Annotated in this window: 14 protein-coding genes and 1 riboswitch; of the genes, 7 read left to right on the top strand and 7 right to left on the bottom strand. The window is 38.6% G+C overall.

Annotation, left to right across the window (positions count from 1 at the left end; all coding sequences use genetic code 11):
- Positions 1 to 43: 43 nt before the first annotated feature.
- The 3 genes from rnc to BWD42_RS19855 all read right to left on the bottom strand — a co-directional run bounded on the left by rnc (position 44) and on the right by BWD42_RS19855 (position 2,386).
- Positions 44 to 784: a ribonuclease III gene (rnc, locus tag BWD42_RS19845; RefSeq protein WP_077438146.1), complete on the bottom strand. Its 741-nt coding sequence runs from the start codon at positions 782 to 784 to the stop codon at positions 44 to 46.
- Between the two features lie 84 nt (positions 785 to 868).
- Positions 869 to 2,122, bottom strand: coding sequence for a beta-ketoacyl-ACP synthase II (gene fabF / locus BWD42_RS19850; RefSeq protein WP_077438147.1), 1,254 nt, complete (start codon positions 2,120 to 2,122; stop codon positions 869 to 871).
- 27 nt (positions 2,123 to 2,149) lie between these two features.
- Complete coding sequence (locus BWD42_RS19855; RefSeq protein ID WP_028070665.1) at positions 2,150 to 2,386, bottom strand: acyl carrier protein; 237 nt, start codon at positions 2,384 to 2,386, stop codon at positions 2,150 to 2,152.
- A 287-nt stretch (positions 2,387 to 2,673) separates the two neighbouring features.
- Here BWD42_RS19855 and BWD42_RS19860 point away from each other — a divergent pair, with 287 nt between their 5' ends.
- Entirely contained in the window at positions 2,674 to 3,168 is a 495-nt protein-coding gene (locus tag BWD42_RS19860; protein ID WP_254846284.1) for an IPExxxVDY family protein, read from the top strand.
- 134 nt (positions 3,169 to 3,302) lie between these two features.
- Positions 3,303 to 4,730 carry a pyruvate kinase gene (pyk, locus tag BWD42_RS19865; RefSeq protein ID WP_077438149.1) on the top strand — a complete coding sequence of 476 codons (1,428 nt, stop codon included), beginning with the start codon at positions 3,303 to 3,305 and terminating at the stop codon, positions 4,728 to 4,730.
- A 197-nt stretch (positions 4,731 to 4,927) separates the two neighbouring features.
- On the opposite strand, the gene BWD42_RS19870 is transcribed toward pyk, so the two are convergent.
- On the bottom strand, positions 4,928 to 5,251 hold the full coding sequence (locus tag BWD42_RS19870; protein WP_139351223.1) for a hypothetical protein: 324 nt from the start codon (positions 5,249 to 5,251) through the stop codon (positions 4,928 to 4,930).
- 217 nt (positions 5,252 to 5,468) lie between these two features.
- Here BWD42_RS19870 and BWD42_RS19875 point away from each other — a divergent pair, with 217 nt between their 5' ends.
- From BWD42_RS19875 to metE, 3 genes are all read left to right on the top strand, one after another.
- Complete coding sequence (locus BWD42_RS19875) at positions 5,469 to 7,301, top strand: sensor histidine kinase (RefSeq protein ID WP_077438151.1); 1,833 nt, start codon at positions 5,469 to 5,471, stop codon at positions 7,299 to 7,301.
- 54 nt (positions 7,302 to 7,355) lie between these two features.
- The gene (locus BWD42_RS19880) at positions 7,356 to 8,045 is read left to right on the top strand and encodes a response regulator transcription factor (protein ID WP_077438152.1); all 690 of its coding nucleotides are present in this window, start codon (positions 7,356 to 7,358) and stop codon (positions 8,043 to 8,045) included.
- A gap of 152 nt (positions 8,046 to 8,197) precedes the next feature.
- Positions 8,198 to 8,301, top strand: a riboswitch (SAM riboswitch).
- A 75-nt stretch (positions 8,302 to 8,376) separates the two neighbouring features.
- Positions 8,377 to 10,689 (top strand): 5-methyltetrahydropteroyltriglutamate--homocysteine S-methyltransferase, encoded by a 2,313-nt coding sequence (gene metE, locus BWD42_RS19885; protein ID WP_077438153.1) that lies wholly within the window; start codon positions 8,377 to 8,379, stop codon positions 10,687 to 10,689.
- Positions 10,690 to 10,775: 86 nt separating this feature from the next.
- On the opposite strand, the gene BWD42_RS19890 is transcribed toward metE, so the two are convergent.
- Positions 10,776 to 11,282, bottom strand: coding sequence for a tetratricopeptide repeat protein (locus BWD42_RS19890; protein WP_077438154.1), 507 nt, complete (start codon positions 11,280 to 11,282; stop codon positions 10,776 to 10,778).
- Positions 11,283 to 11,700: 418 nt separating this feature from the next.
- On the opposite strand from BWD42_RS19890, the gene BWD42_RS19895 reads away from it, so the two are divergent.
- Positions 11,701 to 12,180 carry a helix-turn-helix domain-containing protein gene (locus BWD42_RS19895; protein WP_077438155.1) on the top strand — a complete coding sequence of 160 codons (480 nt, stop codon included), beginning with the start codon at positions 11,701 to 11,703 and terminating at the stop codon, positions 12,178 to 12,180.
- 246 nt (positions 12,181 to 12,426) lie between these two features.
- Here BWD42_RS19895 and BWD42_RS19900 read toward each other — a convergent pair whose 3' ends face one another.
- A complete protein-coding gene (locus BWD42_RS19900) occupies positions 12,427 to 12,786 on the bottom strand; it encodes a hypothetical protein (RefSeq protein ID WP_077438156.1) in 360 nt (119 codons plus the stop codon).
- A gap of 185 nt (positions 12,787 to 12,971) precedes the next feature.
- On the opposite strand from BWD42_RS19900, the gene BWD42_RS19905 reads away from it, so the two are divergent.
- The gene (locus BWD42_RS19905; RefSeq protein WP_077438157.1) at positions 12,972 to 13,367 is read left to right on the top strand and encodes a single-stranded DNA-binding protein; all 396 of its coding nucleotides are present in this window, start codon (positions 12,972 to 12,974) and stop codon (positions 13,365 to 13,367) included.
- 64 nt (positions 13,368 to 13,431) lie between these two features.
- Here BWD42_RS19905 and BWD42_RS19910 read toward each other — a convergent pair whose 3' ends face one another.
- Positions 13,432 to 13,839 carry a hypothetical protein gene (locus BWD42_RS19910; RefSeq protein ID WP_077438158.1) on the bottom strand — a complete coding sequence of 136 codons (408 nt, stop codon included), beginning with the start codon at positions 13,837 to 13,839 and terminating at the stop codon, positions 13,432 to 13,434.
- Between the last annotated feature and the right edge of the window lie 69 nt (positions 13,840 to 13,908).

Genomic DNA, 13,908 nt, shown 5'->3' on the forward strand with positions numbered 1-13,908 from the left:
TAATATTTAGCGGGGACTAAATAAATTAAAGAATAAAAATCCTTTATTCTACTTCCAGAATCTTGAGGAATTCGCAGGCTTTCTCTGCAGCTAATTTTTCCGCTGATTTTTTATTAAAATCACGTCCCAAACCACATACAACCCCATCTACAACAGCTTCGATACTGAACATTTTCGAAGATTCTCCCTCAGGATTATCCGTTTGTTGAAATAGGATTTCTTTACCCGTATGCTGACACCATTCGATCAATCGACTTTTGAAATTAGTCTCAGTCTGCTCCAGTAATTGGATATCGACATGTGGTTTAATAATACGGTTCAGGAGAAAACTTTTTGTAAAGACATAACCTTTGTCCAGATACACTGCACCGATCAGCGCCTCAAATGCATCCCCCAATAAAGAGCCCTGCTTATTGGGAAAGCTGATCATCCGGGCATCGAACTGTATCATTTCATTAAAGCCTAATTTTCTGGAAAGCTGGTTCAAATTTGCCCGGCTCACGATTTTGGAACGCATTTCAGTCAGGAAACCTTCGTCTTTATAAGGATATTTCTTGAATAACAATTCGGCAACGACTGAACCTAAAACAGCATCGCCCAGAAATTCTAGACGTTCGTTACTGTTCTTAGCCCCTTCTTTGATTGTTACTGCAACAGACTTATGTCTAAATGCCATCTTGTACAAATGCACATTTCCGGGAATAAAACCCAATAGGTTTTTTAGTTTTTTAACATATTCCCGATCCGGCGAAATATATAACTTGTATATCCTTGAAAAAGGCATCTCATCTAAAAATAAGGCGACAAGTTCTAATTAAAGAACCTGTCGCTAGCTCATATTACCAAACCATGTTTGAAGGATCAAACATTAAGCTTTATACTTTTTTACAATCACGGTAGCATTATGGCCACCGAATCCAAATGTATTACTCAACGCCGCATTCACTGTACGTTTTTGTGCTTTGTTGAATGTAAAATTCAGTTTATTATCAATTTCTGGATCATCTGTGAAGTGATTGATTGTCGGAGGGACAATATCATTTTGCACAGCTAAAATAGAAGCGATCGTTTCGATAGCGCCCGCAGCACCCAAAAGGTGTCCAGTCATTGATTTCGTTGAACTGATATTCAATTTATAGGCGTGTTCACCAAACAGGTCAACAATAGCTTTCGTTTCACTGATATCGCCGACCGGTGTAGATGTTCCATGGACATTGATATAATCAATATCTGAAAAATTCAGACCTGCATCATTGACAGCCATTGTCATTGCCAGTTTAGCGCCCAATCCTTCTGGATGCGAAGCTGTGATATGGTGCGCATCGGCACTCATTCCACCACCTGCAACCTCTGCATAGATTTTTGCACCACGTGCTAAAGCATGTTCTAAGCTTTCTAAGATCAAAGCACCCGAACCTTCACCCGAAACAAAACCATCTCTATCTTTATCAAAAGGACGGGAAGCTGTTTTGGGATCATCATTTCTTGTTGACAAAGCATGCATAGCGTTGAACCCGCCAATTCCAGCTTCATTGACCGTCGCTTCAGATCCACCCGTAACAATCACATCTGCTTTTCCCATACGAATATAGTTGAAAGCATCAATCATTGCATTGGTAGCAGAGGCACAGGCCGATACTGCTGAAAAGTTAGGACCACGAAGGCCATGACGCATTGAAATATGTCCTGGAGCGATATCGACGAGCATCTTAGGAATAAAGAAAGGATTGAAACGTGGTGTTCCATCTCCCTTTGCAAAGTTGGCAACTTCTTCTGTAAAAGTTGTCAGCCCCCCAATTCCTGAGCCCCAGATCACTCCGATACGATTTGTATCTAATTTTTCAAAATCTAAGCCAGCATCTTTAATTGCCTCATCAGTAGACGCAATTGCATACTGTACAAAAGGATCGACTTTACGAGCTTCTTTACGATCCATAAAATCATGTGGATCAAACCCCTTTACCTCACACGCAAACTGAGTTTTGAATTTTGACGCATCAAAATGCGTAATAGGAGCAGCTCCGCTTACACCATTTATTAACGCCTCCCAGTAAGCTGGAACGGTATTACCAATTGGTGTAAGGGCGCCTAATCCTGTTACTACTACTCTTTTAAGCTCCATTTATTACGATTAGCCTAATTAAATTAGTTAGTTAACGTTTTTTTCTAAATAAGCGATTGCTTGACCAACAGTACCAATAGTCTCTGCTTGGTCATCAGGAATAGCAACGTTGAATTCTTTTTCAAACTCCATGATCAACTCAACAGTGTCAAGTGAATCAGCACCTAAATCATTAGTGAATGAAGCTTCTGGTGTTACTTCGTTTTCGTCTACACCTAATTTTTCAACGATAATTGCTTTTACTCTTGAAGCGATATCTGACATGATTTTATAGTTTAATTGTTTAATAAATCTGTGCAAAGAAAAATAAATTTCATCAAAATTCAAACCTAAATTGATATTTAGATGAAAGTCACCATGTTAGGCGACAGAACTTATTCGCGTCTTATACTAGCTAACCCACTCTATATTAACTTAGTTCAAGTATAACAAAAATTATTTTGTATTCCAAACGCTCAGCTAATTAACTCAAATTTTACATAAAAAGTATATTCCCCGCTCAAAATTATTAGTACCTTCGTTAGGAGAAGAACATATATTTTAGGAACAAAGTGGTCAATAAGTTAGTAGCAAGGTTAGATATGGACATGGATGAAGAGTTGGATTTCACCCTACTCGCCATCACCTGCCCCCTGAAAGATTATCGTCTCTGCCACTTTATCAACAAAGTGACAAACCTGAATTTTTCCAGAGGCAAAGAAAGTAAATATGATCATGATGGCCGTCCGAAGAATAAATCAGAAGAAGAACTTGAATATCATATCATCTTTGACGCTAAGAAAAAAATAAGCTATCACTTCACCGCTTTTCATTACCTTAGTCCAGATTCGGATACTGAATATTTTCTTATTAACAACAAAAGTATTGAGGGAACCTTTTTAATCCCCGAAAACCCCCATTTTGATTTCTTTGTCATCATCAAAAATTACATCTGTGAAGAGGATATTGAACATATAATCAAAAGGATCAGCAAATTACCCGAAGTGGTCATTGCAAAAGAAATATCACCAAAAATATTGAAATCTAAAGAAAATCTCATATTTTAGCAGACTGTAGGTTAGTGTAGCAAATACACCTAACTGTAAATCTAAATTAATTCGATTTAGTTTTGACAAAAGACAACAATACAGATTGCTGTTTGTTGTTATAAATGAAGAACATTAAAAATACAAAATAACAGATGGAAAAAGTTCAAAAAAGGACTAAAATTGTCGCAACATTAGGCCCTGCTTCGGCAGACAAACAAGTTTTGACCAACATGATTGCCAAAGGGGTTGATGTGTGTCGGTTGAATTTCTCTCATGGCAGCCAAGCCGATCACCTTAAGGTAATCGAAACTATAAATGCAATAAATAATGAAACCGGATTCAATGTTGCCATCTTAGCTGACTTACAAGGTCCAAAGATTCGGATCGGTAAAATGAAAGAAGGTGGTGCTGTTCTCGTAAATGGTTCGAAAGTTGAAATTACCACGCATGAACTGGTCGGAGATGAAAACAGAATCTACATTACATACGAAAACTTTCCAAACGATGTTGAAGCTAACGAAATCATATTACTTGATGACGGAAAACTTCAACTTCGTGTTTTAGAGACCAACCATAAAGACACTGTTACATGTGAAGTGGTGCATGGGGGTATCCTTACTTCACGCAAAGGTGTAAACTTACCAAACACCAAAGTATCTATTCCTTCATTGACTGAAGAGGATTTGGACAACTTGAACTTCGCTTTAGAACACGGTGCTGATTGGATTGCAATGTCATTTGTTCGTTCGGCAGAGGATATTGCACAATGTAAAAAAATCATCGCCGAAAAAGGAAGCCATGCCCGTGTAATCGCGAAAATAGAGAAGCCGGAAGCAATCGAAAACATCGATGCAATCATCGAGGCAACAGACGCTGTCATGGTGGCTCGGGGTGACTTGGGTGTTGAACTTCCAATGGAAGAGGTCCCAGGACTTCAGAAGATCATCGTTCAAAAATGTAGAGATCTTTCAAAACCTGTAATTATTGCCACGCAAATGCTAGAGAGCATGATAACGACACCTCGTCCTACGCGTGCGGAAGTAAACGATGTTGCCAATTCGGTATTGGATGGCGCAGATGCAGTGATGCTGAGCGGCGAGACTTCTGTCGGTGAGTTTCCAGAGATCGTAATCGAAACAATGAGTAAGATTATCATCCACGTGGAACAAACTTCTTATCCTTATTATAATGAGAAAGTTAGTGAAATCCACGACGGAACGCTTATTCCAGATGCAATTTGTGCTTCCTCAGTTTACCTCGCTCAAAAAACAAATGCTTCTGCAATTGCTGTCTTGACTTCTTCTGGTGCAACTGCATTTGAAATTACGAGCTATAGACCGAATGTAGATATCTTGGTATTCACAGGCACACAGAAACTATTGAAACAATTGAGTTTGCTTTGGGGTGTAAAAACATTTATCTACGACAAATTTGAGAGTACAGATGGCTCTATCCATGATGTCAATAAATTTATCGTCAAAAACAATTACGTTAAACCGGGATCGATTATTATCAATACGGCATCCACTCCGCTAATTGAAAAGGGTAAAACAAATACAATCCGTGTTTCTCAGCTGTAAGAAACAGGACCATTAAAAAGAAAGGCATTCACTTCACGCGAATGCCTTTCTTTTTTTCTGAGATACGATCAGTCCTTTAACGATCCCTATTTTTTTGCCAAACCATCAACACACTCGCTGTGTTTATTTGCATTCAACAGAAAGGATCTCTTTAGTCTCCTGCATCGCTATTGATGTATAAGGAAGCAGTAAAAATTTTATTTCTTTGGATAAAGAGAATCAATCTTCAATTTGAAATCCTTCACTTTCAAGCTATCTTCCAACAACTTAAACCGCGATGTATCCTGTACTGATTTCCTTCGTTTAGAAGACTTTTCCGTTCCCGGCATTGGCGCTAGACTATCGAGTTTCTTGAATTTCTGGACAGGCATTTTATACTTGGCTGATGTCGTATCTAACCCAAGGACGGGCATCTTGGATGGTTTATCCTGGAGTAGAGGACGATGCTCCTTCAACTTAACCTGGCCAACGGCAATCCCCACTGTAAAAGATAATGCCAATGATAATACATAAGTTTTCATAACATAATCTATTTTAACCCCTAATTTACAACAAGATTGCCAAGATCTAAAGCAATTGCTGTTAAACATTGTTAAAACAACTCCAAAACGAACTAGCATCTTTATATTTGTAACAATTCAGGTAAAGTAGAAGATGGGATGTAGGAATGGCTCAGAATCACAGGATTTAAAAGGTTCATGATGCGAGTGGGAACATATATTTACAAAACATAATTTCATGAAGAAAAATAGTATTGTATTAATCATCGGACTAATGTCTTTGGCGCTAATTGGGGTTTTGGCTATGCAATTCTATTTTCTACGAGATTCCTATCGTCAAAAATCACAACTTTTTGATGAATCGGTCAATGCGGCGCTTACGGCTGTAGCGGGAAAACTCGAACGCCGTGAGGTCGTGGATTTCGCAAAGGTACAACAGGAACGTAATATCGAAAAATCCAAACAGGAACAGGCCAAACAGCAGCTGCTAACGGAGCAGCTTCAGCTCCAGACCCAGATTGAAGATCTAAGAGGCAAATTAAATCGGGTTTATCAAAAATTTAAAAACCAAGAAGACCGTCTAAACAGACTTTACCCTAATATTATCTATATTGATAATTGGTTCTATGAGACTTACGTAAGAAGACCACAATATCAAGATCTCGTAGAAATTTCTATTGTAAAAAAACCGACTTCTACTCCGCTCTATTATGAAGAGCAAATTGAGGTCAATGCGATCAAACCGATTCCACGGATTGAAGCTAAAGACGACAGCACAAGGTTTCTTGTCGTCCATTTTGACGATTTAAAAAGGCTGGTAGGAAGAGATCTATTTGTACTCCCTCCAAGATCAGATCCAAAATTATCACAAAAGATCTTTGAGCTCGAAATCAAATTAAATAAGTTATCGAAAAAAAATGCAGGTCAGGGTTTCAACGTCTACGACTCCGTGGCTATGCTTGGCGGGAAAAAGGCAGACTACATCGAGGATGTTGCCATCGGAATGGAGCTCGCTAAAAGACCACTTAAAGACCGGTTGAACATTATTATTGTTCAGGAACTCCTGAAGGAAGAGTTGGCCCAACGTGAGATCAAAGTACCATTTAACATAGAAATATGGAGCACAAGCAATATTTTGCTAAATAATATTCTAAATGAAGCAGAATTAAACAGCTCTAAAAATAACACAAAGTATTCTACCGCTCTTTTTAAAGGCGACATTGGGGCCGCACCGGGAAAACTGACCATTTACTTCCCTAATAAAAAAGCGATCATAGCAGACAACATGAGCTATCTGCTGTTGCCTATGCTCGCTCTGCTGTTCCTATTGGTCGGGTGTTTTGCATATACGCTTATTATTATCTTCAGGCAAAAGAAGGTCTCTGAGATGAAAACTGACTTCATCAATAATATGACCCATGAGTTTAAAACTCCTGTGGCCACGATTATGATCGCCAGTGAGTCGCTCAAAGATCCTGATATCAATGCCGACCATAAACGCGTACAGAAGTTGGCCAACATCATATACGATGAGAATGTTCGCCTCGGAAACCATATTGAGCGGGTTTTAGATTTAGCAAAACTTGAAAAAGAAACATTGAAACTTGACCGCGAAGATGTTCATATCAATGATCTTGTTGCCGCTGTCACAGACAGCATGCAGCTCCGGATGCAGAACATTGGCGGAAAATTCAGTGTCGATCTCGCTGCAACGAAGGACATCGTTGTCGGAGATGAACTGCATTTTTCCAATGTTTTCTACAACTTAATGGACAATGCAATTAAGTACAGCAAAGGAGATCTACATGTAAATATCAGTTCTAAAAATGTTGGTGACAATATTGTGATCACCATTGCCGACAATGGAATCGGGATGAGCCGGGATCACTTGCAAAAGATATTTGATCAATTTTACCGTATTCCCACCGGAAATGTTCACAATGTCAAAGGCTTTGGCTTGGGCTTAAGTTATGTACAGGATATTTTGAGAAGACTCAATGGAAGAATCACCGTAAAAAGTGAAAAAGATAAGGGCACAACCTTTGAAGTAATTTTACCCTTAAAAAAATAACACGTTCCTTTTTTGTATATTCAGGGAACATTAGTGAAAATTAATAGATTCATTATGCAAAAGATATTATTAGCAGAGGATGATCCCAATTTGGGGGATCTTTTAAAGGACTATCTCGAATTAAAGGGAAAATTTGACGTTACACTCTGTACCGATGGAGACGAAGCTGTCTCCCAGTTCAAAAAAAATGATTATGATTTATGCATTTTCGATGTCATGATGCCCAAAAAAGACGGATTTACCGTGGGCCGTGAGATCAGAAAAACAAATAGCACCGTACCGATCATCTTCGCCACTGCAAAAGGCATGATGGAGGACAAGACAGAAGCATTTGAATTAGGTGGAGATGATTATATCACAAAACCCTTCCGTGTTGAGGAGTTACTTCTTCGGATCAATGCCTTACTGAAACGCAGTGTCAGGGACAAAGAGGATGAAGTAGTCGCAGATAAGTTTGAAATTGGAGATTACTTCTTCGATTATACAAGTCAGCAGATTTCCTATAAAGGTCAGACACAAAAGCTTTCGACCAAAGAAGCCGAACTACTTCGCCTGCTTTGTTTAAAAAAGAATGATGTATTGACCCGTGAAGAAGCTTTGTTAAAAATATGGCATGATGACAACTATTTCACCGGAAGAAGTATGGATGTATTTCTCAGCAAACTTCGTAAATACCTAAGAGAAGACAGCAAGGTTGAAATCGTCAATGTCCACGGAAAAGGTTACAAACTCCTGGTGAGCTAAAGGCATGGAGGGCGGGATGCCTAGGGTCTATTCCACCCTCCTTTCCAATGAAAAGAAAGAAATAAAACATTTCTATCCTTAGCATAATACAAAAAATAGATGCACTTTTATAAAAAATTTGCATATCAAAAAGAAATGTGCTAACTTAGCGTCGCTTATAGAGAAAGGCAGAGGGAATAGACCCGATGAAGCCTTAGCAACCTGTCCCTTGACAAGGTGCTAAATTCTACCCTACTTGACATGGGAATGATAAGCCGAAGTCACCGAATTCTAGTGTGTCCTTCTCTCTAGCAAGAAATATAGTTGAAAAAGAAATATTAAAAACATTATTATGTTATTGACTAACAATTTAGGTTACCCTCGTGTGGGCGCGTTCCGCGAATTGAAAAAAGCCAATGAGGCCTATTGGGCTAAAAAATCTTCTGTTGAGGAATTATTGGACACAGCAAAAAAAATTCGTGAAGGCAATTGGAAAACACAAAAAGATGCTGGAATAGATTTGATCCCTTCCAACGACTTCTCTTTTTACGATCAGGTATTGGATTTGACCCTTACTGTTGGTGCAATTCCTGCCCGTTACCATTCTTTATTGAATAAAGTAGACAACAACTACAGCTTAGACTTATATTTTGCGATGGCGCGCGGTTTCCAACAAGAGGGAATTGACGTAACTGCAATGGAAATGACCAAGTGGTTGGACACCAACTACCACTATATGGTTCCAGAATTCACAAAAGATCAAGAATTCAAATTGACTTCCGAGAAATTCTTAAACGAATACAACGAAGCAAAATCATTGGGTATTGAGACAAAACCAGTATTACTTGGCCCAATCACTTACCTTTTGATCGGTAAAGAAAAAGAAGCTGGTTTCGACCGTATTGACCTATTGGACAAATTGGTTCCTGTATATGAGCAGATCTTGTCTAAGTTGGCAGAAGCTGGCGCACAATATGTTCAGATCGACGAGCCTTTCCTAGCTTTGGATCTAGACGCAAAAGTAAAAGCATTATACCAACCTACGTTTGAGAAATTGGCTGCTGCTGCCAAAAACATCAAATTGATCGCGACAACTTACTTCGAAGCTTTAAAAGACAACGAAGATATCGCTATTAACTTACCGATCCATGCATTACACCTGGATCTTGTACGTGGAGAAAATCAACTGGATACCGTTTTAGCTAAAGTTCCGGCTTCATTGACATTATCTTTAGGTATTGTTGAAGGCCGTAACATCTGGAAAAACGATTACGAAAAGTCGTTGGTTAAAATCAAACAGGCAGTTGATGCATTAGGCAAAGACCGCGTTTGGATCGCTCCTTCTTCTTCTTTATTGCACGTTCCTTTTGACTTGGACAATGAGCACAATGAGCAATCATTGCCTGCTGAAGTGAAAAACTGGTTAGCGTTCGCTAAACAAAAATTAGCAGAGGTAAAAGACCTAGCAGTTTTAGCAGAAGGTGAAGTTGATGCCGAAACAGCAAAACGTTATGAAGCAAACAAAGCAGCAGCTGAAAGCCGCCGTACTTCTCCATTGATCCACAAGCCAGAGGTAAAAGAGCGTACAAGCAACATTACTGATGATGATGCGAAACGTACATCTGTTTTTGCTGACCGTAAAGCGGCACAACAAGCGAAATTCAACTTGCCAGCATTCCCTACGACAACAATCGGTTCTTTCCCACAAACAAAAGATGTGCGTAAATGGAGAGCTGATTTGAAAAAAGGAGCGATCACACAGGAAGAGTATGATAAAGCGATTGCCGAAGAGACTGAAAACACAATCCGTCTTCAAGAGCAATTGGATATCGACGTATTGGTTCACGGCGAATTCGAACGTAACGACATGGTTGAATACTTCGGTGAGCAATTGGCCGGATATGCATTCACACAAAATGGTTGGGTACAATCCTACGGTTCACGCTGTGTAAAACCTCCGATTATTTATGGTGATGTATACCGTCCAAACGATATGACGGTACGTTGGTCTTCATACGCTCAATCATTGACTAACCGTCCGGTTAAAGGGATGTTGACTGGCCCTGTAACAATCTTACAATGGTCTTTCGTACGTAACGACCAACCGCGTTCAACAACGACTTACCAAATTGCATTAGCGATCTTGGATGAAGTACAAGCGTTGGAAAAAGCAGGTATCAAAATCATTCAGATCGATGAGCCAGCTATCCGTGAGGGATTGCCATTGCGCAAAGCAGATCAAAAAGATTACCTGAACTGGGCTGTACGTGCATTCCGTGTTTCTTCATCCAATGTAGAAGATGATACGCAGATCCACACACACATGTGTTATTCTGAGTTCAACAACGTGATCGAAGATATCGCAGCAATGGATGCTGACGTTATCACGATCGAAACTTCACGTTCACAAATGAAATTATTGAATGCTTTCGCTGGTGATTTCAAATACCCGAACGATATTGGTCCTGGTGTATATGATATCCACTCACCACGTGTACCAAGCAAAGACGAGATGGTAGACCTATTGCGCAAAGCAAAAGCAGTAGTCCCTGCAGAGCAACTTTGGGTTAACCCTGATTGTGGTTTGAAAACACGTGCTTGGCCTGAAACTAAGGCTGCTTTAGAATCTATGGTTGAAGCTGCGAAAATCCTAAGAGCAGAATAATTCTTAAACTATATTGATAAAAGCCCAAGATGAAATTTCATCTTGGGCTTCTTTTTTGACTATTCGGAATCAAGCGTCTCAGTCACTTATTTATTACGCTTATTATTCGTTTTATTCATTTCCAATTTGCTTTTGATCCGATCTTCGATAGACTTTATAGTGCTGGACAGGTTACTGTCGAGATTATCCATCTTCGCCATTTTGCTGATTTTTAAAGCCTTTTTGAATTTTCTCAATTTTTCAAATAGAAGTGCTTTCTTGATCCAGATTTCGGCCAAAGGCATGCCCGGTAAGGTCACAGCAAATTTAATTGTATTTTTCGCAGCTTCATATTCTCCCATATCAATCAATGTCTGAATGAAATAAGGATACACTTCCAATGCTTGCACATTATACGCCAAAGCTTCCTGGAAATATTTCTTTGCCTGTTCATAATCAAATAATTGTTCCGAATACACCCTTCCCATTAAGCATAATGCCATGGTGTTGGATTCATCGTATGATAAGGCATAAGATAAGGATTCTAATGTACCTTCCAGATAATATGGATAGTTATCCAATGCCTGAAGGACATATTTATTCACTGAATTCATTGTGTCTTTTAAATATAACATGAGTATTAAGCTTCCTAGAGGCCATCTTTAGCCATACAGATGCCAGTTCCTTTTTATCGGTTAGATCGTCTCAAACGATCTCTTGGCGATACAGACATACAATCCGATGTCCTATACAAGTGCCAATATTAGTCCTGAAAAGATTAGGAGAGTGCAGTATTCCGGAGAATATGCCCAAGACTCTTCTTTAAGGACGAAGCTGGGGTTTTTAGTGTAGCAAACATATTCTTCCGTTTTTTATTTTATATTAATACCTTATTGTGCTGCAAAGATTCAAAATATTTATCAAATTACAAAATATTTGATTACTAATAACTTATAAACATGTTATATCATTGGCATATTATTGTCATATCGTTTTTTTTAAAATCATAAACCTTTTGTTCATTTTCGTTTCATGGAAAGTCAAACAGTAAATCAACTCATCAAACAATCTAGAAAGCGCAGAGGACTGACACAACAAGATCTCGCCAATCAAGCGGGTCTATCTTTAAGAACAGTACAACGAATCGAAAAGGGTACTGAAGAGATCAGTGGTTTCAGTTTAAGACAAATCAGTCAGGTTTTAGAAATTCCTTTAGAACAATTAATTATGCCAAATGTAAATCAAATCAGTATCGACAACAATCAAAGCGGAAGTATAAAGGCGCTTTATCTAGCTTCTCTAACTTTCTTAGTCAACCCGCTATTGGGCTTATTGGTTCCGGCCATTATGGGCTACACCAAGCAAAATAAAGATGCACAATACAGCAAGCATCTAAAAAAGAATCATCATACATGCAACAGGTCTTTTATTTCTCGGCGCCTTTATAGGTTATATTCTTGCAGCAGATTTTTTAAAAATTGGGTTGCCTTCATCTTTAAATTACATCTTTAACAGCTGGCTTTTTCTGCTACTCCCCGTATGCTATTATGTCGTGATTATCATTTTCACAGTAGTGAACTATTTTCGAATTAAAGGATCCGATGAAAGTCAAGATTAACCTGGTATTCAGCTTGCGCGAATCGAAATTCATGATCCGTGCAAGCTGAAAATACAGCTGTATGAATAGATTTTATAAAATCAGAAGGCCTCTTTCTTCCAAAAGAAAGGATAGAAGAAAGAAAGCTTAAAAGAGTCTTATCATGGCTTCTTTTGGACAATCAATACCCAGTCATTTTCTAGCATGAGGTAACCCATCTCATAGATAAATTTATAGGTTTGCCCTTTATTATTAGCAAATGTATGTGTGTGGAATTTGAAATCAAAACCCAGTCTTTTTAATTTTTCCCCTTGTACCTTTGTCATCCCCCTCTCTTCCTCCTTCAGTACGTCCATTAGAATACGTCGGTTCTTCCGCAGGATGTTATTTACATTGCGAACGAGATTCGTTTGGTCACTATTCAGTTTATTGTTATATGCATTCCGGCAAGAGTCATCACAGAAGCGTTTGTCCGATCTTCCTCTTATATTTTGTCCACATTCCAAACAGACCTTTTCCATAGTGTTTAGTATCAATTTAAACGACAACAAACGGTTACAATCGACTATAGTCGAATACAAATGGTAAACAGACGATTATTATTTCAATTCCTATTCATCTTTGCTCAAGGTCATTCCACATAAATTGATGGTTATGACCAATAACTAAAATAAGAATTATTAGAAACATTTAAAAATTAGACAACATGAGCACATTACGTAACAAAGTACAATTGATCGGTCATTTAGGAAATGATCCTATTATCAAAACCACTTCAACGGGGACAAATTACTCTGTATTACGACTTGCTACTAATGATCTTTTCAAAAACAAAGCTGGCGAGTGGGTTGAAGAGGTACAATGGCATACGCTAGTCGTTTGGGGCAACCAGAACAATACCATTGAAAAGAAATGTAGCCGTGGGACCAAACTAATGGTTGAAGGGAAACTGACCTACCGTAATTATGAAAATGCTGAGGGTGCAAAAAGATATATCACAGAGATCAAGGTAGATAGCTTTCTAATTCTATCTGATCAAAACTGCTCCAAAGAGGATCTTCCAATAAGCCAGGATGAGGAGGAAGATGAGCTACCTTTCTAATGTACGGTTAAAAAGAAAGTAGGACTTTTTAGGTGGTCCTACTTTCCGCTTTATGTCAAAAAAATTATTTTGTTGCACTCGCTGTTAACTCGGCCGTCAACTTTTGCGCGTACTCGGTCCACAGCTTAGCATCTTCCGGAGTCAACTTAGTGACAGCTGCTGCTGTTTTGGTAGCCCACTCCTGTTGTTTGCTAGCTAACTCTTGTATTTTAGTTGCATCTCCACTTTTAGCAGCAGCAACATACTCATTCACATATTTCGTGTAATCTTCAGCCAGCTGTTGCGTCTCTGGGTTGCTAAATTTGGGTACAGCTGTAGTAGTGGTCGTTTCCGTTGTTGTTGTCTGTGCAACACCACCTTGAGTGTCAACCGTAGTGGTTGTATCTTTAGTTTCTACTTTTTTGCTGTCTGTGTTATTACAAGATGCAAAGAAAAGTGCAGCAATTGCTACAGGTAATATCATTTTTTTCATGAAACAAATAAGTTTATAATAAATTAAAGTTATTTACCAACTTAAAATTGGATTATTTTATTTTACAAT

The organism is Sphingobacterium sp. CZ-UAM (assembly GCF_002000245.1).
Taxonomy (GTDB): Bacteria; Bacteroidota; Bacteroidia; order Sphingobacteriales; family Sphingobacteriaceae; genus Sphingobacterium.

Excerpts from the sequence above, each read along its gene's own strand:
- BWD42_RS19890 (WP_077438154.1), bottom strand. The coding sequence starts at position 11,282 with ATGAATTCAGTGAATAAATATGTCCTTCAGGCATTGGATAACTATCCA.
- BWD42_RS19855 (WP_028070665.1), bottom strand. The coding sequence starts at position 2,386 with ATGTCAGATATCGCTTCAAGAGTAAAAGCAATTATCGTTGAAAAATTA.
- BWD42_RS19900 (WP_077438156.1), bottom strand. The coding sequence starts at position 12,786 with ATGGAAAAGGTCTGTTTGGAATGTGGACAAAATATAAGAGGAAGATCG.
- BWD42_RS19895 (WP_077438155.1), top strand. The coding sequence starts at position 11,701 with ATGGAAAGTCAAACAGTAAATCAACTCATCAAACAATCTAGAAAGCGC.
- BWD42_RS19875 (WP_077438151.1), top strand. The coding sequence starts at position 5,469 with ATGAAGAAAAATAGTATTGTATTAATCATCGGACTAATGTCTTTGGCG.
- BWD42_RS19870 (WP_139351223.1), bottom strand. The coding sequence starts at position 5,251 with ATGAAAACTTATGTATTATCATTGGCATTATCTTTTACAGTGGGGATT.
- BWD42_RS19880 (WP_077438152.1), top strand. The coding sequence starts at position 7,356 with ATGCAAAAGATATTATTAGCAGAGGATGATCCCAATTTGGGGGATCTT.
- rnc (WP_077438146.1), bottom strand. The coding sequence starts at position 784 with ATGCCTTTTTCAAGGATATACAAGTTATATATTTCGCCGGATCGGGAA.
- metE (WP_077438153.1), top strand. The coding sequence starts at position 8,377 with ATGTTATTGACTAACAATTTAGGTTACCCTCGTGTGGGCGCGTTCCGC.
- fabF (WP_077438147.1), bottom strand. The coding sequence starts at position 2,122 with ATGGAGCTTAAAAGAGTAGTAGTAACAGGATTAGGCGCCCTTACACCA.
- pyk (WP_077438149.1), top strand. The coding sequence starts at position 3,303 with ATGGAAAAAGTTCAAAAAAGGACTAAAATTGTCGCAACATTAGGCCCT.
- BWD42_RS19910 (WP_077438158.1), bottom strand. The coding sequence starts at position 13,839 with ATGAAAAAAATGATATTACCTGTAGCAATTGCTGCACTTTTCTTTGCA.
- BWD42_RS19905 (WP_077438157.1), top strand. The coding sequence starts at position 12,972 with ATGAGCACATTACGTAACAAAGTACAATTGATCGGTCATTTAGGAAAT.